Source organism: Streptomyces armeniacus (assembly GCF_003355155.1).
Taxonomy (GTDB): domain Bacteria; phylum Actinomycetota; class Actinomycetes; order Streptomycetales; family Streptomycetaceae; genus Streptomyces; species Streptomyces armeniacus.
On sequence record NZ_CP031320.1, the window covers coordinates 3,780,766 to 3,805,876 of the forward strand.

23 protein-coding genes are annotated in these 25,111 nt (G+C 73.8%); 11 read left to right on the forward strand and 12 right to left on the reverse strand.

Annotated features, from left to right (window positions below; genetic code table 11):
- Nucleotides 1–9 precede the first annotated feature (9 nt).
- Nucleotides 10–756, reverse strand: coding sequence for a GH12 family glycosyl hydrolase domain-containing protein (locus DVA86_RS16270; RefSeq protein ID WP_208879204.1), 747 nt, complete (start codon nt 754–756; stop codon nt 10–12).
- A gap of 227 nt (nt 757–983) precedes the next feature.
- Here DVA86_RS16270 and DVA86_RS16275 point away from each other — a divergent pair, with 227 nt between their 5' ends.
- Entirely contained in the window at nt 984–1,586 is a 603-nt protein-coding gene (locus tag DVA86_RS16275; RefSeq protein WP_208879205.1) for a SigE family RNA polymerase sigma factor, read from the forward strand.
- On the forward strand, nt 1,583–2,395 hold the full coding sequence (locus tag DVA86_RS16280; RefSeq protein ID WP_245996651.1) for a hypothetical protein: 813 nt from the start codon (nt 1,583–1,585) through the stop codon (nt 2,393–2,395). The genes DVA86_RS16275 and DVA86_RS16280 overlap by 4 nt, the downstream gene beginning before the upstream one ends.
- A 44-nt stretch (nt 2,396–2,439) precedes the next feature.
- On the opposite strand, the gene DVA86_RS16285 is transcribed toward DVA86_RS16280, so the two are convergent.
- Nucleotides 2,440–4,170 carry an ABC transporter ATP-binding protein gene (locus tag DVA86_RS16285; RefSeq protein WP_208884765.1) on the reverse strand — a complete coding sequence of 577 codons (1,731 nt, stop codon included), beginning with the start codon at nt 4,168–4,170 and terminating at the stop codon, nt 2,440–2,442.
- Nucleotides 4,171–4,394: 224 nt separating this feature from the next.
- Between DVA86_RS16285 and ligD the strand changes: the two genes are divergently transcribed.
- Nucleotides 4,395–5,303 (forward strand): non-homologous end-joining DNA ligase, encoded by a 909-nt coding sequence (gene ligD / locus DVA86_RS16290; RefSeq protein ID WP_208879207.1) that lies wholly within the window; start codon nt 4,395–4,397, stop codon nt 5,301–5,303.
- A 268-nt stretch (nt 5,304–5,571) separates the two neighbouring features.
- On the opposite strand, the gene DVA86_RS16295 is transcribed toward ligD, so the two are convergent.
- The 4 genes from DVA86_RS16295 to DVA86_RS16310 form a co-directional block, all read right to left on the reverse strand.
- The gene (locus DVA86_RS16295) at nt 5,572–6,216 is read right to left on the reverse strand and encodes a histidine phosphatase family protein (protein ID WP_208879209.1); all 645 of its coding nucleotides are present in this window, start codon (nt 6,214–6,216) and stop codon (nt 5,572–5,574) included.
- Nucleotides 6,213–7,757, reverse strand: coding sequence for an FGGY-family carbohydrate kinase (locus DVA86_RS16300; protein WP_208879211.1), 1,545 nt, complete (start codon nt 7,755–7,757; stop codon nt 6,213–6,215). The genes DVA86_RS16295 and DVA86_RS16300 overlap by 4 nt, the downstream gene beginning before the upstream one ends.
- A gap of 148 nt (nt 7,758–7,905) precedes the next feature.
- Entirely contained in the window at nt 7,906–9,264 is a 1,359-nt protein-coding gene (locus DVA86_RS16305; protein WP_208879213.1) for an MFS transporter, read from the reverse strand.
- Nucleotides 9,265–9,361: 97 nt separating this feature from the next.
- Nucleotides 9,362–10,156 carry a DeoR/GlpR family DNA-binding transcription regulator gene (locus tag DVA86_RS16310; RefSeq protein ID WP_208879214.1) on the reverse strand — a complete coding sequence of 265 codons (795 nt, stop codon included), beginning with the start codon at nt 10,154–10,156 and terminating at the stop codon, nt 9,362–9,364.
- A 140-nt stretch (nt 10,157–10,296) separates the two neighbouring features.
- Here DVA86_RS16310 and DVA86_RS16315 point away from each other — a divergent pair, with 140 nt between their 5' ends.
- From DVA86_RS16315 to DVA86_RS16335, 5 genes are read left to right on the forward strand one after another with little or no spacing between them, the layout of a single operon-like run.
- A complete protein-coding gene (locus DVA86_RS16315; protein WP_208879216.1) occupies nt 10,297–11,031 on the forward strand; it encodes an HAD family hydrolase in 735 nt (244 codons plus the stop codon).
- A complete protein-coding gene (locus DVA86_RS16320; RefSeq protein ID WP_208879218.1) occupies nt 11,031–13,010 on the forward strand; it encodes a dihydroxyacetone kinase family protein in 1,980 nt (659 codons plus the stop codon). Before DVA86_RS16315 ends, DVA86_RS16320 begins: the two co-directional genes overlap by 1 nt.
- A complete protein-coding gene (locus tag DVA86_RS16325) occupies nt 13,007–13,459 on the forward strand; it encodes a ribose-5-phosphate isomerase (RefSeq protein WP_208879219.1) in 453 nt (150 codons plus the stop codon). The genes DVA86_RS16320 and DVA86_RS16325 overlap by 4 nt, the downstream gene beginning before the upstream one ends.
- Before the next feature lie 19 nt (nt 13,460–13,478).
- Nucleotides 13,479–14,585 (forward strand): 2-hydroxyacid dehydrogenase, encoded by a 1,107-nt coding sequence (locus DVA86_RS16330; RefSeq protein ID WP_208879221.1) that lies wholly within the window; start codon nt 13,479–13,481, stop codon nt 14,583–14,585.
- Entirely contained in the window at nt 14,582–16,048 is a 1,467-nt protein-coding gene (locus DVA86_RS16335; protein WP_208879223.1) for an FGGY-family carbohydrate kinase, read from the forward strand. The genes DVA86_RS16330 and DVA86_RS16335 overlap by 4 nt, the downstream gene beginning before the upstream one ends.
- Before the next feature lie 14 nt (nt 16,049–16,062).
- Here the strand turns inward: DVA86_RS16335 and DVA86_RS16340 are convergent, their stop codons facing one another.
- Nucleotides 16,063–17,133, reverse strand: coding sequence for a DUF2891 domain-containing protein (locus DVA86_RS16340; RefSeq protein WP_208879224.1), 1,071 nt, complete (start codon nt 17,131–17,133; stop codon nt 16,063–16,065).
- Nucleotides 17,130–17,774: a pyroglutamyl-peptidase I gene (gene pcp / locus DVA86_RS16345; protein ID WP_208884767.1), complete on the reverse strand. Its 645-nt coding sequence runs from the start codon at nt 17,772–17,774 to the stop codon at nt 17,130–17,132. The genes DVA86_RS16340 and pcp overlap by 4 nt, the downstream gene beginning before the upstream one ends.
- 427 nt (nt 17,775–18,201) lie before the next feature.
- Between pcp and DVA86_RS16350 the strand changes: the two genes are divergently transcribed.
- Entirely contained in the window at nt 18,202–18,579 is a 378-nt protein-coding gene (locus DVA86_RS16350; RefSeq protein WP_208879226.1) for a GntR family transcriptional regulator, read from the forward strand.
- A 54-nt stretch (nt 18,580–18,633) separates the two neighbouring features.
- Here the strand turns inward: DVA86_RS16350 and DVA86_RS16355 are convergent, their stop codons facing one another.
- Both DVA86_RS16355 and DVA86_RS16360 read right to left on the reverse strand, forming a co-directional pair.
- Nucleotides 18,634–19,257 carry a hypothetical protein gene (locus DVA86_RS16355; RefSeq protein ID WP_208879228.1) on the reverse strand — a complete coding sequence of 208 codons (624 nt, stop codon included), beginning with the start codon at nt 19,255–19,257 and terminating at the stop codon, nt 18,634–18,636.
- Between the two features lie 187 nt (nt 19,258–19,444).
- Nucleotides 19,445–20,596 carry a DUF5925 domain-containing protein gene (locus DVA86_RS16360; RefSeq protein ID WP_208884769.1) on the reverse strand — a complete coding sequence of 384 codons (1,152 nt, stop codon included), beginning with the start codon at nt 20,594–20,596 and terminating at the stop codon, nt 19,445–19,447.
- A gap of 170 nt (nt 20,597–20,766) precedes the next feature.
- Between DVA86_RS16360 and DVA86_RS16365 the strand changes: the two genes are divergently transcribed.
- Nucleotides 20,767–21,033, forward strand: a complete 267-nt coding sequence (locus DVA86_RS16365; protein ID WP_208879229.1) for a hypothetical protein — start codon at nt 20,767–20,769, stop codon at nt 21,031–21,033.
- 193 nt (nt 21,034–21,226) lie between these two features.
- Here the strand turns inward: DVA86_RS16365 and DVA86_RS16370 are convergent, their stop codons facing one another.
- Both DVA86_RS16370 and hmgA read right to left on the reverse strand, forming a co-directional pair.
- A complete protein-coding gene (locus DVA86_RS16370; protein ID WP_208879231.1) occupies nt 21,227–21,985 on the reverse strand; it encodes a GntR family transcriptional regulator in 759 nt (252 codons plus the stop codon).
- A gap of 104 nt (nt 21,986–22,089) precedes the next feature.
- A complete protein-coding gene (hmgA, locus tag DVA86_RS16375; RefSeq protein WP_208879233.1) occupies nt 22,090–23,427 on the reverse strand; it encodes a homogentisate 1,2-dioxygenase in 1,338 nt (445 codons plus the stop codon).
- A 160-nt stretch (nt 23,428–23,587) separates the two neighbouring features.
- Between hmgA and DVA86_RS16380 the strand changes: the two genes are divergently transcribed.
- Nucleotides 23,588–25,006 carry an aldehyde dehydrogenase family protein gene (locus DVA86_RS16380; RefSeq protein ID WP_208879235.1) on the forward strand — a complete coding sequence of 473 codons (1,419 nt, stop codon included), beginning with the start codon at nt 23,588–23,590 and terminating at the stop codon, nt 25,004–25,006.
- Nucleotides 25,007–25,111 lie beyond the last annotated feature (105 nt).

Consider the following 25,111-nt stretch of genomic DNA (forward strand, 5'->3'; position numbering starts at 1 on the left):
GTCCGCCCGTCAGCCGTGGCTGACCGAGAAGTCCTTCGTCGCGAAGTCCGCGCCGCCCGGCGACGCCGTGATCTCGTAGCCGAACTGCACGTCACCGATCGTCTCGTCGGCGCTCCACCAGCCCTGCTCCGTGATCCAGTCGAGCACCGGCAGCACGTCGACCCGGCCCGCGGCGGAGTTCTCGGTGCGGATGAAGGAGAAGACCTCGTTCTGGCCGTTGCTGCCCTTGTGCACGTCCCAGGTGTGGCCGCCCAGCTCCATGGTGGTGACGCGCTCGCCGATGGGGCCGACGGCACCGGTCTTGTTGACCCACAGCATGACCTCGTAGTCGTAGTCGGTGTCCCAGATGTCGTACGAGGTGTTGTACGCGCCCGAAGCCGGCACCTGCACCTCGTACTTGCTGGTGAGCGACGCGAGCTGGGACAGCGGGGTGTTCACGACGCGCTTGGCGTTCGGATACGACTTGATGCCGCCGGTGTCCGGGTGCTCCGCGTGCACGGACCAGTCGCTCGCGGACTCCGCGGAGACGCACTGCGCGCCCGCGCCCTCGCCCCAGATGTTGTTGTAGAGGGTGTAACCCCCCGACTCCCACTCGCCGTACTGCTCGCAGGACTCCCAGGCCGCGGCGCCGTGCGCGGGCGCCGCGACGAAGGCCAGCGCGGTGCCCAGGCCGACGGCGGGCACGGCCAGCAGCGTGGTCAGCTTCCGGCGGGCGCGTCCGGCGCGTGCCCCGCGGGTGGGCTTGGATTCGGTCACGGTCCATCCTTCCTTCGCCTGCGGTGTGCACCCTGAGGTCGCCGCCGGGGGCGGGAAGGTTGCCCGGTCGCGCGCTTCCGCCTCGTTTCCGATGTGCTTCCGCCACGTTGCAGTCGAATCGCCGTCGAATCGCCATCGGCCGTCCGTCGCGCCCCTGTTGCCCCGCCGGGCCCGTGCTAGCGTCACCGCTCGCACGGGGGTGAACGGAGACACGGCCAAGGTCCGGAATGTCGAACAGCGAGGGGGTACCCGTGCCTTCCCCAACGGACGAGTTCCACGCCTTCTTCGAACGGCATCACGCCGAACTCGCCCGCCTGGCCTACCTGTTGCTCGGCAACCCCGAGGAGGCCGACGACCTCGCGGCGGACGCGTTCGTCGCGCTCTGGCACAAGTGGGACCGCGTACGCGCGGCCGACCGCCCCGTCGCGTACGCCCGGGGCGTCGTCACCCATCTCGCGCGCTCCCATATTCGCAGCCGCACACGTGAAAGGCGCCGGATCACGCTGTTCTGGTCCCGGCACGCGGAACCGGCCGAAGGCACCGACGTACCCGCCGTGCTGGACGTACGGCAGGCGCTGGCGCGGCTCCCGTTCCGCAGACGCGCCTGCGTCGTCCTGCGGCACGCGCTCGACGTGTCGGAGCGGGACACCGCCCGCGCCCTGGGCATCTCGACCGGCACGGTGAAGAGTCAGACATCGCGCGGGATGGCCGAGCTGGAGAGGCTGCTGAAACCCTCGGAGCTCACGGAACCCCCGGCGCGGAACGTGCCGGGTAGCGTGGAGAACGTGCTGACGCTGCGCGGCGAAAAGGCAGGACGGTACACGTGGTGAACGCGACCGACGACACCGGGGAGACCGTGGAGGCCGCCGAACGGCGGCGTCTGCGCGCCCGGTTGCGCGCCGAGGCGGACGCGCACCGGCCGGACCGCGCGCGCATGCTCGCCCGCGTCACGCGGGAGGCCGAGGAGCCCCGCGCACGCCGCGGACTCGCGCGGCTCGCGCACGTACGGCCGCGGTTCGCGCGGTTCGCGCGGCTCACGCACGTACGGCCGCCGCGCGCCGGTGCCCGCGCCTGGCCGCGGGTGGCGGGCGCGGTGGGCGCCGTCCTGCTGGTGCTCGGCCTCGGCGGCACCACGGCGTGGTGGGCGCAGCAGGGCGAAGACGGCACCGGCGGCGCCACCGCCGGCCCGCCGCCGACCGTACGCACCCCCAGCGCCACCGGTGCCCCCACGGGAGGGCCCGACGCGGAGCGGGCCGACGGACCGCTGCGGTCGGACGGTTCGCTGGATCCCGGCAGCAACGCGTACTGGTCGCAGACCGAAGTCAGCCTCCGTACGAGCGAGCGGCTGAGCACGCTGACCGTCGAACTGCGCATCGCCACGAAGGGCAAGACCCTCAGCTCCACGGGCTCCTGGCGCACCCTCCCCGCGTCAGGCTTCGACACCTTCGTGGCGTACGCGGGCGGCGCGCTCGTGTACCGCTGGACGCTCAAGGAAGGGCAGACGGTGCCGCCCGGCACGCACGTCTTCGCCGGTCAGTACGACCACCCCGGCGGCGAACGGCGCGGCGCGCTCGACACGTACACGGCCGAAGGCACGGCGGGCGGGCGCGAGTTGCGGGTGAGCGGCACGGTCGGTTAGGCGGGTTGGCTGCCGCGAACGCCGCCGGGGGGGCGGCGGCGCGCTCATGCGGACGTCGCCAGGAACTGCGTCGCCGCCAGCTCTCCGTACAGGGGATCGCTCGCCACCAGTTCCACGTGGCTGCCCACCGCCCGTACCTTCCCCGCGTCCATCACCACGATCCGGTCGGCCAGCGTCACAGTCGACAGACGGTGCGCCACCACCAGGACCGTGATGTCCCGCGCCACGGCCGTCACCACGTCGCGCAGCGCCAGCTCGTTCACCGCGTCCAGCTGCGAGGTCGCCTCGTCGAGCAGCAGCAGCCGTGGCTTCCTGAGCAGCGCCCGGGCTATCGCCACCCGCTGCCGTTCGCCGCCGGACAGCTTCGAGCCGCGGTGCCCGACGACCGTCTCCAGTCCGTCCGGCAGCCGCTCGACGAGGGCGTCCAGCTTCGCCCGTACGAGGACGCCGCCGATCTCCGCCTCGGACACATCCGGCGCGGCGAACACGAGGTTCTCGCGCAGGGTGCCCGCGAGGACGGGCGCGTCCTGCTCCACGTACCCGATGGCGGCGCGCAGCCGGGGCAGCGGCCACTCCCGTACGTCGGTGCCGCCGACCAGGACGCGGCCGTCCGTCGCCTCGTAGAACCGCTCGATCAGCCCGAACACGGTGGTCTTGCCCGCGCCCGACGGGCCGACGAACGCGGTGACGCCGGGGCCGGGGACGTCGAAGGCGACGCCGTGGTGGACGTATGGGAGGTCGGGGCGGTAGCGGAACGTCACGTCCTCGAAGGCGACGGAGAGGGGCGCGTCACCGTCTGTCTCGGTTTCCTCCTCCGCGCCGTCCGTCTCCTCCGTCGCGAGGCGTTCCGCGTGCACGATACGGGCGATGGCGGCGGAGCCGACCTGGTACTGCGAGGCCGCCTCGACCAGCCGCGACACGGGCTCGATGAGGTAGAAGAGATACAGCAGGAACGCCACCAGCGTGGCCACCGACGTCGCCCCGGAGGCCACCCGCGCGCCGCCGATCCCCAGCACCGCCAGGAACGACACCTGCACCGCCAGCCCCACCGAAGTGGACGCCACCGCCTGCCACTTGGCCGAGCGCACGCCGTGCCGCCACGCCTCCCGCGCCGCCGCGTCGATCGCCGCGATCTCACGCCGCTCGGCACCCGACGCCTTGAGCGTGCGGAAGGCGCCGAAGGCCCGTTCCAGCGCCGTCGAGATGCTGCCGACCGCCGTCTGGGCGCGCTGCGTGGCCTGCGCGATCTTCGGCATCACCAGGGCCACCGCCCCGCCGATCAGCACGATCACGCCGAGCGTCACCAGCAGCAGCACCGGGTCGAGGAACGCCATCATCGCGATCGTCGCGGCGAACGACAGCCCGCCCGCGATCGCCGACACGACGGACTGCGTCGTGACCGCGCGCAGCAGCGTCGTATCCGAGGTGACGCGGGACATGAGGTCGCCCGGCTCGGACCGTTCCACCTCCGCGACCCGCAGCCGCAGCAGCCGCCCGACCAGGGTGTGCCGGGCGGCCAGCACGACGGACTCGGCGGTGCGCTCCAGCACGTACGCGCCGACGGCCTCGATCGCGGTGCCGAGCAGCACCAGGGCGGTGAGCACGAGCAGTACGCCGGCGATCGAGCCGTTGTCGTCGAGCCGTTCGACGAGGGTCTTCGCGGCGAGCGGCTGGAGCAGCGCGGTCGCCGCGCCGATCAGCGAGCAGAGCGTGCCGAGGGCGACGACGGCGCGGTGCGGACGGAAGTGGCGGTACAGCGTGCGCCACGTCTCCATGGCGGACAGCCGCTCCGGCTGCGGATCGGGGGGCGGCGAGGACGGCGACGAAGGCGGGGACTCGGCGGAGGTGACCACGCTGGTGAGGACGCGGAGCGGGGGCCTCGTACCTGAACGATCTCGTCAACGGTTTCGCGAGCGGTTTCGTCGCGGTTTCGCCGACGGTTTCGTCCGGGCCGGGCGGGACACCCGGAGTGCATGAGCGCTGGACGGCGGTACGTGCCATGACCGAACGGCAGGAGATCCGCGCCGGGCGGCGGAAGATCACACTGCACCGCCCGGACAAGGTGCTGTTCCCGGACGACGGGCTCACCAAGCGCGACCTCGTCGAGCACTACCGCGCGGTCTCCCGCGCCATGCTCCCGCAACTGCGCGACCGCCCGCTGATGATGGTGCGCCACCCGGACGGCATCAAGCGGCACGGCGTCGTCCAGAAGAACGTGCCCGAGCACTTCCCCGACTGGATTCACCGCGTCGAACTCCCCAAGCAGGACGGCACCGTCACTCACGTCGTCTGCGACGACCAGGCCACGCTGCTCTACCTCGCCGACCAGGCGTGCGTGACCCCGCACCGCTTCCTCTCCCGCGCCGACGCGCCGGACCACCCCGACCGGCTGATCTTCGACCTGGACCCGTCCGGTGACGCGGACTTCGAGGACGTACGGTGGGCCGCCCAGCGGGTCTGCGACCTTCTGGAAGACGAACTCGGCCTGCCCGTACAGCTGATGACCACCGGCTCGAGCGGGCTGCACCTCATCGTGCCGCTGGACCGCCGGGCGCCGTTCGACGACGTACGGGAGTTCGCGGGCGACGCGGCGTCGCTGCTCGCCCGCCGGCATCCGGACCGGCTCACGGTCGAGCAGCGGAAGTCGGCGCGGGGGTCGCGGATCTATCTGGACGTGCAGCGGAACGCGTACGCGCAGACGGCGGTCGCGCCGTACGCCGTACGGGCGCTGCCCGGCGCGCCCGTGGCGATGCCGTTGGCACGCGACGAACTGGACGATCCGGGGCTGGGCGCGCGGCGCTGGACGGTCTCGACGGCAGGCGACCGGGCGACGAAGTCGCCCTGGTCCGGCGCCCCACGCCCCCGCTCCCTGCGGAGGGCACGCCGCCGCCTCGCGTCTGCGACGTGATCCGGGCGCCACATCAAGCCCGTCCGGCGATTGAGGACGGACCGGGGCGGCCACCGGACCGTACGGGGGGCCAACACGCTGCCACCCCAATGAACCCGGCCCCCGGCCGACAAGGCCAGCCAATTCCAGCCCGTCCGGCGATTGAGGACAGACCGGGGCGGCCACCAAGCCGCACGGGGCCGACACGCAGTGGCGACCAGCAACATCATCGTGGCCGAGGGCCGTCCTCAAACGCCGGACCGGCTGGGTGGGTGGCCGAGGGCCGTCCTCAAACGCCGGACCGGCTGGGGTGTGCGGCCGGTGGGGTGTTGTACGACAGCAGCGACCACCCGTCCGCGCGCCGACGAACCTTCGTCAGCGCGCAGTTCCCCAGCACCGGCAGCACCCGCCGGTACTCCGACAGCGGGATGCCGAGCATCGCGCACAGGCACATCCGCAGCAGCGTGTTGTGCGCGACCACCAGCACCGGCCCGCCCCCCGGCGCCGACGCCGCCACCTCCCGCAGCGCCTCCAGACCTCGCGCGACCGCCGCCTCCGGGTCCTCCCCGCCGGGGAGCGCCACCGCCCCCGGGTCGCGTTCGAACGCCGCGCGCTCCGCGCCGAACTCCCGCCGCATCTCGTCCCGCGTGAGCCCTTCCCCGCGCCCGAAGTCCAGTTCCCGCAGCCGCGCGTCGGTCTCCAGCGGGCGGCCCGTCGCGGCGGCGGCCGGTTCGGCGGTCTCGCGGCAGCGGCGGAGGGGTGAGCTGAGGACGGCGGTGAGTTCGCCGCGGGCGGCCATCCCGGCGGCCCAGTCGCCGAGTTGGCGTGCCTGTTCGCGCCCGCGCGGCGTGAGGTCGATGTCGCTGCTGCCCGCGTAGCGGTTCTCGGCGTGCCAGACGGTCTGGCCGTGCCGGGCGAGGAAAAGTTCGCTCACGTCGCGCTCCTGTGGGTGGCGTGGTCGGCGAGTGCGGTGGGCAGCCAGCCCCGGTCGTGGAGTTCGGCGACGAGGCGCCGGTACGAGGCGAGCATCCGTACGTGGTCCTCGCCTCGCGGCGCGTACGTGTCCCGTACGCGCACCATGGCGCGGCTGGTCGCGGCCAGCCGCGCCGCGTACGGCGAACACGGCGCGCCGCCGGAGCCGCCGCCCGCCGCGAACCCCGCCGCGAACCCCCCGTACGCCCCCGCCAGCACCGCCATCCCGAACGCGGACCCGGCCTGCTCCGTGACCCGTACGGGCCGCCCCAGCACGTCCGCCCGCACCTGGCACCAGACGGCGCTGGACGCGCCGCCGCCGCTGAGCGTGTACGTGCCGTCGGTGGGGACGCCGTGCAGGTCGAGGCAGTCGAGGGCGAGGCGTTCGACGAAGGCGACGCCTTCCAGCAGTACGCGGTAGCGCTCCGCCTCGCCGCTCGGCGAGCCGAGCAGCAGCGCGTGCGCGCGGGGTGCGGCGAACGGGAAGCGTTCGCCTTCGCCGCTGAGCGGGTACGCCACCGCGCCCGCGGGCCCGTGCTCCGCCGCGCGCGCGTCAAGGTGCGTGAAGTCCCCGCCCGGGAAGGCCGCGTTGAGGACGCGCCCGCCCGCGTTGGACGCGCCGCCGGGGAGCCAGCCGCCGCCGGCGGCACGGTGGGCGTAGAGCATGCCGGACGCGTCGCGCGGCAGCCGTTCGCTGACGCCCTTCACCACGAGGGTGGTGCCGAGGACGGCGTTCACGTCCCCCGTACGGGTGGCGTCGGCGCCGAGTTGAGCGGCGCAACCGTCGGTCATGCCGGCCACCACGGCGGTGCCCTCGGGGAGCCCCGTCTCGGCCGCCGCGGCGGCGCACACGCGGCCGAGTTCCGTACCGGGCCGTACGACGGGCGGGAGCAGCGTCTCGGGGATGCCGAGCGTCTTGAACACGTCCCAGGGCCAGTCGTCCGCCTGGAGGTCCAGCCCGGACTTGAGGGCGTGGCTGCTGTCGGCGGGCACGGGGTGGCCGGTGAGGCGGCGGTTCACGTGGTCGTTCTGGTGGGTGAGGACGGCGCCGGAGGCGTACGCGGCGCCGGGCTCGTGGCGGAGCAGCCAGAGCAGCTTGGGCAGCGCCCACTGGTCGCCCATCCGCGTGTAGCCGAGGCGGCGCCAGGTGTCGGCGCCGGCGGTGTTGACGGCTGCCGCTTCGGCTGCTGCGCGCTGGTCGTCGTACATCAGCGCGTCGGTGAGCGGTTCGCCGCGCGGCCCGGCGAGCAGCACCGTGCCGGACGTGGCGTCGACCGCGACGGCGCACACACGCGCGGGCGGCACGGGCGCGAGCGCCTGGCGGCAGGCCGCGGCCGTGGCCTGCCACCACTGCGCGGGCGACTGCGTGTGCCGTACGCCCCGGCGTGTGCTGTCCAGTGGCGCCGCGCCCCGCCCGAGCACCCGCCCGGCGCGGTCGGCCGCGACGGCGCGGACGCTCTGGGTGCCGAGGTCGATGCCGACCGACACGTCGGGATCGGTCACTGGCCTCCCCCGGCTTCCTGGGCGGTACGGGCTGAGCAGCCGGTACGGACTGAGCAGGTGCTACGAGCTGAGCAGGCGGTGCGGGCGCTACGGGCTGAGCAGGCGCCACGGGCGGTGCGGCCCGTACGGCCCCCGCGTACGGCACCCATCAGGCTACGCTCTCGGCCCGTACCGCAGCCGCTGCCGTACGCCGCCGCTCCCCCGGGTCGCTCGCGTCCCGCAGCTGCGTCGACAGCACGCCGACGACGAGGTAGAGCGCGCTGAAGATGACCGCGACGCCGCCCCCGCCGACCAGCGGGTGGAAGACGGTCACCAGGAACGGCCCGACGAACGCGGCGCCGCCCGCGCCGAAGTTGAGCACGGCCAGTGCGGCGCCCTTGTCCTTGTGCTGGACCATGGACGGCATCAGCGCGGACAGCGGTACGAACCCGGCGAGCAGCACCCCGTACACGCAGCCGAGCACGATCGACACGGCGAGGCTGCCGCTGGCGATGGACGCGAAGTACCAGAGCGGGGTGGCGACGGCGCAGCCGACGCAGCCGAAGAGGGTGACGGTGCGGCGCCAGCCGAAGTAATCGCCGAAGACGCCGAAGAAGAGGTTGGCCGCAATGTTGGCGCCGTAGGTGATGGCCGTGAGGGTGGAGATCTCGGCGGTGGTGAGGAACCCGTCGTTGCCGTCGGCGGTGCCGAAGGTGAACGGGAACATCGCGAAGAAGCCGTACTGCGGCGCGGTGTTGACGATGCGTACGAGTCCTCCGGAGAGCGTGCGCCGGTCGCGCCAGAGGATGTCGACGCCCTCGAGGAGCCGCCGGTAGCTGCGCGGCTCGGCCACCGTCTCGTCGGCGATGGGCCGCAGCCCGCTGGGGTCGCGTACGGCGAACGAGCCGATGGCGCCGCCGATGGCGACGAGCGCGAGGGACAGCACCAGCGTGCCGTACAGGCTCATGCCGAACGGGCCGATGGCGAGCGCCGCGACGCCCGCGCCCAGGGTGGGCAGCCCGCCGGTGAACGCGAACCAGAACCAGCCGGCGACGGAGCCGCGCATCCGCGACGGGCTGGTGGTCTGCGCCCACACGAGGAACGCGAAGGCGAACAGCGGGTAGGCGAAACCGCGCACGCCGTATGTGAGGACGATCAGCGCCACGTTCTGGCTGGGGATGGCGGCGAAGAGGAACACCGCCTCGAACACGACCCACCAGGCCGCGCCCAGCCACATCACACGGCGTGGGCCCCAGATCGCGGACAGCGTGCCCGAGAACCAGGACGCGATCATGACGGCGACGCCGTAGACGGTGACCGTGGCGAAGGTGGCCTGGCCGCCGGCGAGACCGCCGCCGTCGGACTGCTGGAGATAGTCGGTGAGATAGCTGATCTCGACGCCGTCACCGATCATGTACAGGAACACGCCCACGAAGCCCCAGGCCAGGGGGCGGGGGATGCCGATGCGTTCGATGCCGTACAGCCGGTCGGGAGCGGCCGGTGAGGGGGAAGTCTCCGGATCGTTCATGAGGTCTCTCCTCAGCTCTCCGCAGCGCGCCGGAGCACGGCAGGCGGATTTGGGGGACGCCACGAACATAGACGGTGTTTAGTTACCAGACAAGATGTTAACTCTGCTCGGTTTCGGCGACCCGCACCGGCAGCACCTGGCGCAGCTCCGCGAGCATCTCGCCGCTCACCCCGTCGTCCACCACGAGGTGGTCGTACGCCGTGAGCGGCGCCAGCTGGTGCAGCGCGGTCCGCGCGGTCTTGCCCGAGTCCATCAGCAGCACCTTGGTGCCGGCCGCCGCCAGCATGGCCCGTTTGACCTGCACGATCTCCTGTTCCTGATGGAAGCTCATGGTCGCGGACATCGCGGAGGTGCTGACGAAGGCGACGTCGACGTTGACCGCCGAGATGGCCTCGATGCAGAAGAGGCCGTTGAACGAGTCGTGCGTACGCGAGTACTCGCCGCCGAGCGCGATCAGCCGCAGCTCCGGGCTGTCGCGGAGCTCGTCCATGGCGCGGCGGTAGTTGGTGATCACCGTGAGCGGGGCCGCCGTGCCGAGCAGCCGGGCCAGGTGGAGGGCGGTGGTGGAGTCGTCCAGCATCAGCGAGGTGCCGGGCTCGACGAAATCGAGCGCCGCACGCGCGATGGCCCGCTTCTGCTCCAGGCGGGCGCCGAGCCGGTACTCCACGTCGCTCTCGAACACGGAGGACGGCTGCGCCGAGACGCCGCCCCGGAACTTCCGCAGCAGGCCGCGGCGTGCGAGCTCGTCCACGTCGCGGTGGACGGTCATCACGCTGACGCCGGTGAGTTCGACGAGTTCGTTCACGGCGGCGGAGCCGTGGGAGGCCACGTACTCGGCGATGATCTGCTGACGGGCCTGCTGGGAGCCGGCCGCTCCGCGTCGCGTACTCATAGCCCACAGTCTGACACCGCGTCTCGCGCGGATTCCGGCTCGGGGGCCTGGCCACATCTCACCGAGAGTGTTAACTTCACATGAGTGGTGAATCCGAACCGCGCTCGCCGCTGCCCCACTGCAGCGCGAAGGGATGCTTCATGGGAAACGAACCGCTTCAGGCGGTGGTCTTCGACCTCGACGGCGTGCTGGTCGAGAGCGAGCACCTCTGGGAGGAGAACTGGGCCCGCTTCGCGGAGCGGCACGGCACCCCCTGGACCGCCGACGACACCGCCTCCGTACAGGGCATGAGCGCGCCGGAGTGGGCGCGGTACCTGTGGCGGCACACCGGGCGGCCCGGCACCGCCGAGGAGACCGAGCACGACGTGGTCGGCGGCATGGTGGCGGACTTCGAGAACGGCAGGGTCGATCTGCTGCCCGGAGCCGAGCGGCTGGTGTCCTCGATCAGCGGCCGGTACCCCATCGCCCTCGCCTCCTCCGCCCCGCGCCGCCTCATCGACGCGGTGCTCCGCGGCCACGGCCCCGCCGACCGGTTCACCACGACGGTGTCCAGCGCCGAGGTGCCGCGCGGCAAGCCGCACCCCGACGTGTACGCGGAGGCCGCGCGCCGGCTCGGGCTCAGCGGCGCCCAGTGCGCGGCGGTGGAGGACTCCTCCAACGGCATCCGCTCAGCGCACGCCGCCGGAATGACCGTGGTCGCGCTGCCCAACCCCGTCTACCCGCCCGCGAGCGACGCCCTCGCCCTCACCACCGCCCGCGCCCAGGACCTCGGCGAGGTCGGTGAACACCTGCTGAAGCTCCTCGCGCCGCCGCCCGCCGAAGGCCACTCCCCCGGCCGCGGCGACGGCGCCCACCCCGCGAACGGGAGGCCCTGATGCGTCCGCTCGGAGACCCCGGCACCTTCAAGGCCGCCTGGACCCGCGGCCTGGTCAGCGCGTACGGGCGCACGCTGCGCGCAGTGCCCGACGCGCACGGCGTGATGAGCCGCACCGCGCCGGAGCAGGGCCGCGTCGCGGTGGTCATCGGCGGCGGCTGCGGCCACTACCCGGCGTTCGCCGGGCTGGTCGGGCCGGGGCTGGCGGACGCCGCCGTCATCGGCGACGTGTTCACCAGCCCCAGCGCCGAGCAGGTGCACCGCACCGCGCGCGCGGTGGACGGCGGCGCGGGCGTGCTGTTCTCCTTCGGCAACTACGCGGGCGACGTCATGCACTTCGGGCTCGCCGCCCGCCGGCTGGCCGCGGAGGGCGTGCCGTCCCGCACGGTCCTGGTCACCGACGACGTGGCGAGCGGTCCCGCCGAGGAGGCGGCGGAACGGCGCGGGGTGGCCGGCGGTCTCTTCGTCTTCAAGATCGCGTCCGCAGCCGCGCACCGCGGCTACCCGCTGGACCGCGTCGCGGAGCTCGCCGAGCGGGTCAACTCCCGTACGCGCACGTACGGCGCCGCGTTCGGCGGCTGCACCCTGCCGGGCCGGCGGGAGCCGCTGTTCACCGTGCGGCCCGGCAGCATGGAACTCGGCCTGGGCATCCACGGCGAGGCAGGCGCGGCGACCGTCGACGCGCTCTCCCCCGCCGGCCTCGCGGACACCCTCGTCGACCGGCTGCTGGCCGAACTGCCCGCCGGGCAGCGGGTGGCCGTGCTGCTCAACGGGCTCGGCCGGACCACGTACGAGGACCTGTTCATCTGCTACGCCCGCGTGGACGAGCGGCTGCGCCGGGAGGGGCGGCTGCCGTACCGGCCCGAGGTCGGCGAGTTCGTCACGTCCCTGGACATGGCCGGGCTGTCGCTGTCGGTGCTCGTCCTGGACGACGAGCTCGCGGAGCTGTACGACGCGCCCTGCGAGAGCCCCGGCTTCACGCGCGCCCCGAACGGCCCGGCCGTGGCCGCCCCGCCGGAACCGGAACCCGAACCGGAACCCGAACTCGTGGGAGAGACCGCGGAGTCGGCGGCCGGTACGGAGCGGGACGGGCTCGCCGCGCGTGCGCTGGCCGCGGCGCTGGCGACCGTCACGGAGCACGAGGAGGAGCTGGGCCGGCTCGACGCGGTGTGCGGCGACGGCGATCACGGCCAGGGCATGGTGCGCGGCCTGCGCGGCGCCCTCGCCGCGGCCCGCGCGGAGGAGGCGGCACGTACGGGGGCGGGTTCCCGTACGGAAGCGGGCGTGCGTACGGAAGCGGGCGCGCGTACGCGCGCAGGGGCACGCACGGAAGCGGGGGCACGCACGGAAGCGGGGGCACGCACGGACATGGGCGCGCGTACGGGCGCAGGGGCACGTACGGAAGCGGGCGCGCGTACGGACGAACCGGGCGTCGTCGGACAGGCGCTGCTCCGCGCGGGCACCGCCTTCTCCGACGCGGCGGGCGGCGCCTCCGGCGCCCTGTACGGGCTGCTGCTCACCGAGATCGGCGCCGGACTCGCTCCCGAGGCGCCGACCACCGGCGCGGGCACGCTGGGCCGCCTCGCCGCCGCCGTAGACCGCGCCTTCGACGCCCTGCGCGAGCTGGGCGGCGGCGCGGTCGGCGAGAAGACGCTGCTGGACGCCCTGGACCCGTTCCGGGCGAGCCTGCTCGGCCAGCACGCCCGCGGCGTGCCGCTCACCGAGGCGTGGGCCGAGGCCGCCGCCGAGGCGGACCGCGCCGCCCGCGCCACCGCGCGGCTGCCCGCCCGCCGGGGGCGAGCCGCGCGGCTCGGCCCCAAGGGCGTCGGCGAGCCGGACGCGGGCGCGACGTCGCTCGCGCTCATGCTCACAGCCGTGGCCGGAGTGCTGGCGGCGGAACAGGCCGGGCAACCGGAACAAGCACGGCAACGGCCGGCGCCCGGCACACGGACACCGGTCGGCACCGGGGAGGTGTCATGAGGATCGCCGTCGCGGCGGACAACGCCGGTTACGAACTCAAGAGCGCCCTGTGCGAGTTGCTCGCCCAGGACCCCCGCGTCACCGGGATCCGGGACCACGGCGTACGCGACGCCGCGGACGACAGCCCGTATCCGCCGCTGGGCATCGCGGCCGCCGAGGCCGTCGCGCGCGGCGAGGCCGACCGCGCCCTGCTGGTCTGCGGCACAGGCATCGGCATGTGCATCAGCGCCAACAAGGTGCCGGGCATCCGTGCCACTGTCGCCCATGACGCGTACTCCGCGGAGCGCTCCGTGAAGTCCAACGACTGCCAGGTGCTGGCTCTCGGCGCCCGCGTCATCGGGCCGGAGCTCGCCAAGCGGATCGTCTCCGAGTGGCTCGGCCACCACTTCGACCCGGCCTCCGCCAGCGCGGCGAAGGTCGCCCACATCAGCGCGTACGAGCAGAGCTAGCAGAGCTAAGGAGCGTTCCATGCGAGTCCTCGCCGCGGGCGACCATTTCGTGGGCCCCGAGCTGCTGGAGTCCGCCCTGCGGGACCGGCTCGGGCCGTCCGCACCCGGCGCGCCGTCCGGCGCGTCCGGCGCGTCCGGCGCGTCCGCAGAACTGGAGGTGACCCGGCTGACCCTGCCCTGGCCCGTCGAGCCGTTCGGGCCGGTGGACGGCGTCGAGGAGGCGAGTGGCGGCCCGGCGCGGCTCATCGAGGCGCTGGACGGCGCCGAGGTGTGCGTGACGCAGATGGCGCCGTTCACCGCCGCGGTGTTCGACGCCGCGCCACGGCTGCGGCTGGTCGCGGTGTGCCGGGGCGGCCCGGTGAACGTCGATCTGAAGGCCGCCACCCGCGCCGGCGTCGCCGTCACGTACGCACCCGGGCGGAACGCGACGGCCGCCGCCGAGTACGCCGTCGGCATGATCCTCGCGGCGCTGCGCCGCATCCCGTACGCCAGCGCCGAGCTGCACTCCGGCGGGTGGCGCGGCGACCTGTACGCGTACGACCAGGCCGGGCTGGAGCTGGCGGGCAGCACAGCCGGGCTGGTCGGGTACGGGGCGATCGGCCGCATCGTGGCCCGTGTGCTGCTGGCGTTCGGCGCGCGGGTGCTGGTGGCCGACCCGGCGGTGGACGCGGCGCAGGCCGCCGCCGACGGGGTCACGCTGGTCGGCCTGGACGAGCTGCTGTCGGCCAGTTCGGTGGTCAGCCTGCACGCGCGGCTGACGCCGGAGACGCACCACCTGATCGACGCGGACCGGCTCGCGCTGCTGCCGCACGGCGCCGTCCTCGTCAACACGGCGCGCGGCGGCCTGCTGGACCACGAGCCGCTGCCCGCCGCGCTGGCCGACGGGCGGCTCGGCGCCGTCGCGCTCGACGTGTACGACGTGGAGCCGCCGCCCACCAGCTGGGCGCTGCGCGGTCTCCCGAACGTCGTCGCCACCCCGCATCTCGCCGGTGCGACCCGGCAGACAGCCGAGCGCGCCGCCCGTATCGTCGCGGCCGAGGTGGACCGCTACGTCCGCGGCGAGCCGCCTGAGCACCTGGCCAACCCCGACGTGGCCAGCCCCGAGGTGACCGGAGGCCAGACATGATCATCGGCGTCGATGTCGGCACCACACTGACCAAGGCCGCGGTCTTCGACCCGGCCGGGCGCGCCCTCATCGAGGCCGACGCGCCGTCCCACCTCCGGCACCCGGGCGACGCGCGCGTCGAGCAGGACCTGGACGAGGTCGTCGCCACCGTGGCCACCGTCGTACGGGAGGTGCGCGCCGGCCTCGGCGGCGAGGTGACGGCCGTGGCCCTCACCGGGCAGGGCGACGGGCTGTGGCTGCGTGACGCGGAGGGCAGAGCCGTACGGCCGCCCGTGTCGTGGCTGGACGGCCGGGCGTCCGGGCTGGTCAGCGAGTGGTACGCGGACGGTACGGCGGCGGAGGTGCACCGGCTGACCGGGCAGGCGATCTTCCCCGGCTCGCCCGCGCCCCTGCTCGCGACGCTGCAACGGGAGGAGCCGGCGGCGCTGGAGCGGGCGGCGGTGGCGGGGTACTGCGTGGACGCCGTCGCGCAGCGCCTCACCGGTGAGATCACGGTCGACGCGTCGGACGCCTCGCTGCCGTTCCTGGACGTACGCACCCGTACGTACCGCGAGGACGCGCTCGACGCGTGCGGCGTCAAGGGGCTGCGGCACCTGCTGGCCGAACCGGCCCCGCCCGGCCGCCTGCTTGCCCTCGACAAGCGCGGCGCGGACCTGCTGGGGCTGCCCGCGGGCACTCCGGTCAGCGCGGGCCCGTTCGACCTGCCCGCGAGCCTGCTGGGCAGCGGGCTGACCGAGCCGGGCGACGGTCTGCTCACCGTCGGCACCACCCTGGCCTGCCAGGTGCTCAGCGAACGCGCCGACATCGGCACCGACCCGGACGCGGAGCCGGCGGGCATGTGGCTGTGCACGCCGGACCCCGGCACGTACTCGCGGGCGATGCCCGCCATGGTCGGCACCGCCGGGCTGGACTGGCTGCTGCGGCTGCTGCACCTCGGCATCGACGACGTCGCGGAGCTGCTGCGGCTGAGCCCGCCCGGCGCGCGGGGCGTCTCGGCGCTGCCGTTCCTCGCCGAGTCCGGCGAACGCGCGCCCTTCGTCGACCCGCGTGCCCGGGGCCAGCTCACCGGGGTGAGCCTGAGCACCGAACGGGCGGACGTCGTACGGGCGGTGTGCGAGTCGATCGCGTACGCCGCACGGCACTGCCTCGAAGCGGCAGGGCTCACCGGGCAGTTGGCGATCTGCGGCGGCGGCAGCCGGTCCGACGCGTGGACGCAGGTGTTCGCCGACGCGCTCGGCCGCCCGATCCTGCTGCCCTCCGACCACGCCATCGGCGCACGCGGCGCCGCCGCGGCGGCGGCACGCGCGCTGGACCGGCCGGTGGACACGCGCGACTGGCTCGACCACGCCCGTACGGTGCGACCACGGCCGGAGCACCGCGCCGGGTTCGAGGAGGGCTACGCCCGCTATCTCGCGCACCTGCGCAGCGCACGACAGCTGTGGAGCGGCGGCGGTACGGCCTGACCCGCCTTGTGCGGCTAAGTTCCTCCGTCCAGTGCGAGGACCGCGAACGTCGCCAGCCAGTGGTCGGTGGTGAAGTCGCCGGAGGCCGTGGCCGGGAGCGCCGCGTGCAGGTGCGCCTCGGCGGCGGCGCCCAGCGCCCGTACCCGCGGGTCGCCCGCGGGCAGCGCCGCCGCCAGCGAACGCAGCGCCGCGGCCCGGCTGAGGCACAGCCCGAGCAGGTGCCCGATCTGCGGGTCGGCGGGGTCGGAGACCTGCGGCGGAGTGAGGAACGGGGCGTCGGCGCCGCCGGGTTCGGGGAGGAACGCCGTCAGCCAGCCGGGGAAATTTGTTACGGGCAGCACGCGGCGCATCGCGTCCGCCTCGCACAGCGCGGGAGACAGGAAGTCCTGCCCCGAGGGCTCCCACCGGAAGGACGCCCCGGCGTCCGCGCCGAACCAGGCGCGCAGCTTCGCCGCCACGGGCCCGGCCAGCTCGGGCAGCTCCGGCAGTTCACCGCCGTGCCCGGCGGGCGCCCGTACGGCGTCCAGCACCAGGCCCAGCGCGAAGGCGCTGTTCGCGTGCGTGCCGTGGCGCACCGGATACGTCGCCTTGGGAAGCCAGTCGAGGAGCAGCCCGGCGACCGTACAGGCGGCGGGCGCGAGGGCGGCCGTCCACCGTTCGGCGCGCAGTCCGCGTACGGGCGCCTCGGCCGCGAGCCGCGCCGTCTCCGCCGTCAGCGCGAGCAGCCAGGCCCAGCCGTAGGGGCGCTCGTACGTGGGGTGCGCGCGCAGGTAGGACGCCTCGGCGGCGAGGGCGTCGGGGGTGAGGTGCTCGTCGAGTACGGCGATCACGGCGTCGGCGTCGAGCCGATCCGGGCAGCGCCGCAGCAGCCGTACGAGCAGCCAGTGCATGTGCACGGCGGAGTGCCAGTCGTACGCGCCGTAGAAGGCCGGGTGGTACGCGCGTGGCGGGCGGAGGTCGGCCGGGCCCGCGAACAGGTGGGCGGGCGCGTTGGGCCACTCGCGGCGGACGTTGGCGAGGGCGAGCGCCGCGAACGCACCGGTGCGCTCGGCGAGTTCGGGTGCGGGCGGCTGCGGCGGCCTCAATGGATCGCCCCCTCCACGCTGCGTATGTCGGCCGTCGTGCTGATCGCCGCCGTGACGACGGCGCACAGTCCGGCCGCGACATCCCGTACGGACATCGACGGCTGCGCCGCCCCCGCGACCTGCTGCGGCGCGTACGGCACATGCACGAACCCGCCGCGCAGCCCGGGGTGTTCGGTGGCGATGAGGTGGGCGAGGCCGTAGAAGACGTGGTTGCAGACGAACGTACCGGCCGTCTGCGACACGGACGCGGACAGCCCGGCGGCGCGTACGGCGGCGACGCACGCCTTCACCGGCAGCGACGCGAAGTACGCGGCGGGGGCGCCCGGTACGACGGGCCGGTCGAGCGGCTGGTGGCCGGCGTTGTCGGGGATGCGGGCGTCGTCGAGGTTGAGGGCGACGCGCTCGACCGTGAGGTCGGGCCGGCCGCCCGCCTGCCCGACGCAGAGGACGAGGTGCGGGGCGTACGCGGCGACCGCCTCCCGGAGCTCGTCGACCGCCGTGCCGAAGACGCAGCTCAGCCGTACGGCCGTGACCTCGGTCCAGGCGGGCGGTTCGGCCGCGACCGACTGGACGGCGTCCCAGGACGGGTTGGACGTCTCGCCTCCGAACGGCTCGAAGCCGGTGAGCAGTACGCGTGTCACCGAGCCGTCGGCGACGGCGAACACGTCGTCGGCCTCCGCGCCGGGGCCGGGCGCCGGGTCCGGCACGTCCGGCACCAGGCGCGGCGCGGGGCGCGCGGCGCGAGGCGCGGGGCTGGTCCCGCCGGGCAAGGGCCGGCGGGGCGGCGCCGCCGGCCTGTGCCGCGGCCTGAGCAACGGGGCCCACCGGGGCGTCGCGGGCCCGCTCTCCGTGGTGGAGGGGGCGCCGTGCTCAATGCGGCCGTGGTCTGCGGATCGGGGGGCGCGTCGGCGAGCATGATGGAGCGAAGACGGATACCTCGGCCGAGGAAGGCCAGCACGAGCGGGCGGACGTAGGAAATGTACCGGGAAGAGTATTCCTTATAGGCGGTGGGCTGGGGGAGAATCGGCGCGGCAGACGTACATCAGCAAAAGCGGAAGCGGAGAGCACGTGTCCCTGCAGATCGGTATCGATACGGGCGCGGCCGAGGCCCCGTACGAACAGCTCCGCGCCCAGATCGCCGAACAGGCCCGCGGCGGCACCCTCCCCGTCGGCTACCGGCTGCCCACCGTACGCGGGCTGGCCGGGGAGCTGGGGCTGGCCGCGAACACCGTCGCCAAGGCGTACCGCGCGCTGGAGGCGGACGGTGTGGTCGAGACGCGCGGGCGCAACGGCACCTTCGTCGCCGCCGCCGGCGCCGCCGCGGACCGTGAACTGGCCGAGGCGGCGCAGGCGTACGCGCGGCGCGCGCGCCGGCTCGGGCTGGACCGTGCCGCCGCGCGCGCCGCCGTGGAGGACGCGCTGCGCGCGGCGTACGGGCAGGCGTGACGCGTCACGCCCCCCGGCCGTACGCCCCGGCGCACCGGGGCGGCGGCCGTACGGTCAGAGCTTGTTGACCGCCGTGCGCACCGTGTCCTTGAAGTCCGCGACGGGCGCGTCCTCCAGGGTGCCGATCTGGCCCCATGACACGACCGTCACGGTCGCGCCGTCGCGTCCCACGCCGAACAGGTGCACGTTGTGCGAGGACTCGGGGAGCGCGGTGTACGTGCCGTACACCTGCGCGCCGTCCTGCGCGTCGACCTTGCCGTAGTCCTTCCAGGAGGCGGTGCCCTCCGGGTAGTCGGCGAGCCACTCGTCGGTGCAGTTCGTGTAGCCCTTGCGGAGCTTGGCGGCCAGCTTGGCCGCCTTCTGCTCGCTGCCCAGGGAGACGCTGACCTGCGTCGCGCCGGTGTCGAGGTCGGTGCTGTACGTGCGGTGCCAGGTGCGGTCGCCGGACGGCATCGCGTCGTCCAGGCAGAACGGACGCGGATCGGGCAGCCCGGTGCTGACGTCTCCGGCCTGCCAGGACGAGGACGGGTGCGGCGGCAGCTCGGCGGGCTCCAGGAAGCCCGGTGCGGTGGCGGACGGCTCCGCCGCCGCGCTCTGCCCGGCGGTGAACAGGCCCGCACCCGCGACGGCGGCGGCAGCCGCCGTCGCCGCGGCGATACGGATGGAACGAGAAGGCATGGTCTGAACCTTTCCCCCAGACGGAAAACTCTCGCCATGGAGACCCGCGGTGCGGCCCGTAGGTTGTACGCCCGCCGGCAGAGATCCACTCGGGGGTGGGGCAGCGGGCCCGTGGGAACAGGCGAACGGGCGGACAGACGAACGGGTCCGCGGGAACGGCCCGTCCCCCGCGGACCGCGCGCGTCCGCTACAGGTACAGGCCCGAGTCGCGGCTCGGCTGCATCGGCACCGACGACGGCGCGCTGCCGCGCCGCAGCGCGAACAGCTCGGCGAGCGTCGCGCCGTCCCGGCCGACACCGTCCTCCGTGCCGAGCCAGTTCACCGCCTCGCCGCGGGTGAGCCGTCCGACCTCGATACGGGCCAGGCAGCGGCCGGGGCGGACGACGGCGGGGTGCAGCCGCTCCAGGTCCTCGTTGGTGGTGACGCCGACCAGGACGTTGCGGCCCTGCCCGAGCAGCCCGTCCGTGAGGTTGAGCAGCCGCGAAAGGGCCTGGCCCGCCGCGTACTTGGCCTCGCCGCGGATCAACTCGTCGCAGTCCTCCAGCAGGAGCAGCCGCCAGCGCTCCTTGCCCGGCTCGGTGTCGTCGGCACCGATGGCGATGTCCATGAGGTACCCGATGTCGTTGAACAGCCGCTCCGGGTCCAGCACGCAGTCCACCTGGCACCAGTCGCGCCACGAACGGGCGAGGGTGCGCAGAGCGGACGTCTTGCCCGTACCGGGTGGACCGTGCAGGAGCAGCAGCCGCCCCGAGATGTCGTCGGGTGTGACCTTCATCAAGTCGCCCATGGCGTCGGCGACCGGGGCCGTGTAGTTCCCGCTGACTTCGTCCCAGGCACCGGCCGTGATGGTGCGGCTGGTGCGGAACGGGCCGCGGCGCGGCGAGTGGTACCAGAAGCCCATCGAGACGTTCTCCGGCTGCGGCTCCGGCTCGTCCTCCGCGCCGTCCACGGCCTCCTTGAGCCGCTGTTCGGCCAGTTCCCCGGTGACCGCCGTGACCGTGACGTCGGCGCCCTCGCTCCAGCGCGACACCAGCACCGTCCAGCCCTCGCCCTCCGCGAGCACCGTGCCCCGGTCGTCGTCGCGCGCGTCCCGCAGGACGGCGGCGCCGGACGGCAGCAGGGTGTGGTCCTTCTTCACCCGATCCACGGAGTGGCTGCGGGCGAAGGGCTGCTCGCCGGTCGTGAAGCGGCCCAGGAAAAGGGAGTCGATGACGTCGGAGGGGGAGTCGTTGTCGTCGACGTTCAGCCGGATGGGCAGGGCGCTCTCGGTGGGCGTGGGCAGTGCGGAGGTGGGCAGGGCGGGGCTCCTGTCGTCGGCGGGTCGGCGGTCGGCACACATGCCTGCCATGATCCGGCATGTGCCCCGGTCCCGCACGCGCGTTTTCGCACAGCGTTCGTCAACGCCCTTGCGGGGTAGGTGAATCAGGTGCCCGGGATACCGGAGTGTCGCTGATGGGCGATAGGGTTACTCTGCCCGGGCCGGGTGCCCTCGTATGGGTGGGGAGTGACATGGAACAGATAACAGTGCGCAGCAGGGCGCGCGTGCCAGCCGTGAAGTGCGGCACAGGCGCGACGAGCTCGCGCCTGGACCGACATCTATCGGTGCTGGCCGGTCCCGCCGTACCGCAAGGCGAGACCGACGACGCGACCACGCTGATGCGGGAGATCACCAGGCGCGACCCCGCGCCGAACCGTGCGAAGACCCGGCGCGCACGCGTCTCGCTCTTCGCTCCGCTGCGCCGGCTGCGGCGGTCGATCTTCGGCGGGCGCGGCTGAGCGGCGTACGTACCGCCGGCCGGGCGGTACGTACGGCCGGCTGACGGAGCATGCACGGGACGCGAGGACCGAGGGGGACGGTCCTGGCGGCCCTCTTTTTGCGTTCTGCGGCGGGCCGCATGCCCCGTTGACGTACGGTCCGGTGCGCCACGGTCCGGTGCGCCAGCCCGTACGTACGCCCCCGCCGTCCCGTTCAGTCCGTCCGCGCGTCCACGGTCACCGAGAGCGAGAAGCGGTCACCGCGGTAGTGAATGCGCGCCACGTCCACCACCCGGCCGGTGTGGTCGTAGGTCACCCCCGTGTAGTGCAGGATCGGGCTGAGCAGCGGCACGTCGAGGAGCTTCGCCGTCTCCGGGTCCGCCAGCCGGGCCTCCACGGTGTCCGTGATCCGGCTGATCCGCACCCCCACCCCGTCTCGCAGCACCTTGGTCATCGGCCAGCCGCGTTCCAGATCCGCGGTGTCGACGTGCGGTGCGATCTCGGGGTGCAGCAGGTTCTCCGCCCAGTTCGTCGGCTCGCCGCTCTCCCGGTCGCGGCGCAGCCGGCGGTACGTCATGGTCTCCTCGATGTCCGGGAAGTATTCGGCGAGTTCGGTGGGCACCACGCCGGGGCGGTGCGACAGCAGTTCGGTCTCCTCGCCGGACTGCTGGGCGACGATGGCGTCCACCGAGCCCAGCAGCCGTACGGTACGGGCGCGGTGCGCGTCCGGTTCGATGAACGTGCCGCGCCGCCGGTGGCGGCTGATCAGCCCCTCCGTCTCCAGCTCCTTCAGGGCCTGCCGCATGGTCAGCACGCTCACGCCGTAGTGCTCCGCCAGCCGGTCCTCGGTCGGCAGGCGGAGCGGCGCGTCCGGCGCGCGCCCGAGTATCGAGGCACGCAGTGACTGCGAGACCTGATACCAGAGCGGCAGCTTCCGGTTCAGTTCGAGCGAGTCGGGCGCGAAAACGGTCACGGTCGGCTTCCTGTTGCTCGGGACTCGGACTCGGGAGTCGGGGACTCGGGAGCCGGTCTCGGGGGCTGTGGACTCGGAACCCGCGGCCTCCGGTCATGCTCCCGTCATGACCGGAAGTGGCGTTCCAGACCCTGCCACACGTCGTCGTAGCCGCTCTGGAGATGGCCGGCGGCCATCGCCTGCGCGGTGGCCGTCACCGGCCAGCGGGTCTCGAACATGAAGGCGAGCCCATTGTCCACCTTCTGCGGCTTCAGCTCGGCGGTGCTGGCCCTGTCGAACGTCTCACGGTCCGGCCCGTGCGCCGACATCATGTTGTGCAGCGAGCCGCCGCCGGGTACGAAGCCTTCCGCCTTGGCGTCGTACGCGCCCTCGATCAGGCCCATGTACTCGCTCATCACGTTCCGGTGGAAGTACGGTGGCCGGAACGTGTCCTCGCCCACCAGCCAGCGCGGCGCGAACACCACGAAGTCCACGCCCGCCAGCCCCGGGGTGTCCGAGGGCGAGGTGAGGACGGTGAAGATGGACGGGTCGGGGTGGTCGTAGCTGATGCTGCCGAGCACGTTGAAGCGGTGCAGGTCGTAGACGTACGGCAGGTGGTTGCCGTGCCAGGCGACGACGTCCAGCGGCGAGTGGTCGTACTCGGCGCGCCAGAGGTTGCCGCAGAACTTGTTGACCACCTCGACCGGCCGGTCCGCGTCGCCGCCGGCGCCGCCGTCCTCGTACGCGGCGACGGGGGCGAGGAAGTCCCGTGCGTTCGCGAGGCCGTTGGCGCCGATCGGGCCCAGGTCGGGGAGGACGAAGGGGCGGCCGTAGTTCTCGCAGACGTAGCCGCGTACGGACTCGTCCAGCAGCTCCACGCGGAAGCGCACGCCGCGCGGGATCAGCGCCACGTGCCCGGGGTCCGCACGCAGCAGCCCGAACTCCGTACGCAGCAGCAGGCCGCCGCGCTCGGGCACGATGAGCAGTTCGCCGTCGGCGTCGCTGAACACCCGGTCGGTCATGGGGGAGTTGGCGGCGTACAGGTGCACGGCCATGCCGGTGCGCTGGGCGGCGTCGCCGTTGCCGCCGAGGGTCCAGAGCCCGTCGAGGAAGTCGGTGCCGGCGGGCGGGTCCGGCAGCGGGCCCCAGCGCAGCCGGTTCGGGTCCGGGGCGGAGTCGGTGAAGGGGGCGCCGGACAGGGCGCCGTTGCCGGTCCGTACGAACCGGGGGTGCGCGGCGGAGGGGCGGATGCGGTAGAGCCACGAGCGGCGGTTGTGCGCCCGGGGCTCGGTGAAGGCCGTGCCGCTCAGCTGCTCCGCGTACAGCCCCAGGGGCGCGCGCTGCGGCGAGTTCCGTCCGATCGGCAGCGCGCCGGGCACCGCCTCGCTGCTGTGCTCGTTCCCGAAGCCGGAGAGGTGGTCCAGCCCCTCCGCCGTCTTGCGTGCCTGCTCGATGGTGGTCATCGACATGCTCCCGCCGTTTCAAGGATTCCTATGGGAGACCATAGGAATAGGGGAGTGTCCGCGTCAACGACGCCACGGTCATACGGTGCGCGCCGGTGCCGTGACCGAGCGCACCCCGCGGTGGGCTGACACCGGAAACTAGCGCCGCTAGTTTGGGTCCATGCAGGCACACGACGGTATGTACATCGACGGCGCGTGGCGTACGGCCGCGGGCACCGGCACCATCGAGGTCGTCAACCCCGCCGACGAGACGGTGCTCGGCGCCGTACCCGCGGGCGAGGCGGAGGACGTGGACGCGGCCGTACGCGCCGCAGCCGCCGCGCTGCCCGGCTGGGCCGGCACGCCGACGGCCGAACGAGCCGCCCGTATCGGCGCCCTCCGCGACGTGCTGAACGGCCGGCACGAGGAGATCGCCCGTACGGTCACGGCCGAACTGGGCGCGCCCATCGGCTTCTCCCGCGCCGTGCACGCGGGCGTGCCGGTGAAGGTCGCCGACAGCTACGCGCGGCTCGCGGCCGAGCACCCCTTCGAGGAGAAGATCGGCAACTCCCGCGTCCTGCACGAGCCCGTCGGCGTCGTCGGCGCCATCACTCCCTGGAACTACCCGCTGCACCAGATCGTCGCCAAGGTCGCGCCCGCGCTGGCCGCGGGCTGCACGGTGGTGCTGAAGCCCGCCGAGAACACGCCGCTGGTGGCCCAGCTGTTCGCCGAGGCCGTACACGAAGCGGGCCTGCCCGCGGGGGTGTTCAACCTGGTCACCGGCCTCGGCCCGGTCGCGGGCGAGGCGCTGGCCGCGCACCCGGACGTCGACCTGGTGTCGTTCACGGGCTCCACCGCGGTCGGCAGCCGCATCGGTGCGCTCGCGGGCGGCGCGGTCAAGCGCGTGGCGCTGGAGCTGGGCGGCAAGTCCGCGAACGTGATCCTGCCCGGCGCCGACCTCACCCGCGCCGTCAAGGTGGGCGTCGCGAACGTCATGTCCAACTCCGGCCAGACGTGCAGCGCCTGGACCCGGATGCTCGTCGACGCCGACCGGTACGACGAGGCCGTACGGCTGGCGGCCGAGGCCACCGCGAAGTACGCGCCCGGCGATCCGCTGGACGAGTCGGCCCGTACGGGCCCCGTCGTCAGCGCCCGGCAGCGCGACCGCGTGGCCGGCTACATCGCGCGCGGCGCGGAGGAGGGCGCGCGGATCGTCGCGGGCGGCCCCGGCGCGCCGGAGGGGCGCGAACGCGGCTGGTACGTGCGGCCCACGGTGTTCGCCGACGTCACACCGGAGATGACGATCGCGCAGGAGGAGATCTTCGGCCCGGTGCTGACGGTCCTGCGGTACGAGGACCTCGACGACGCCGTACGGATCGCCAACGGCACTGTGTACGGCCTCGCCGGCGCCGTGTGGTCCGAGGACGAGGACGAGGCGGTCGCGTTCGCCCGCCGGCTGGAGACGGGGCAGGTCGACATCAACGGGGGGCGCTTCAACCCCCTTGCGCCGTTCGGCGGTTACAAGCGCTCCGGCGTGGGGCGCGAGCTGGGGGCGCACGGCCTCAGCGAGTACCTCCAGACGAAGTCGCTGCAGTTCTGACGGCCCACGCCGAGAGGCTCACGCCGAGAGGCCCGGACCGAACAGCCCACGCCGAGAAGCCCGGACAGAGACGCCCCGTACAAAACCCGAGAACGCCGAGGAGCA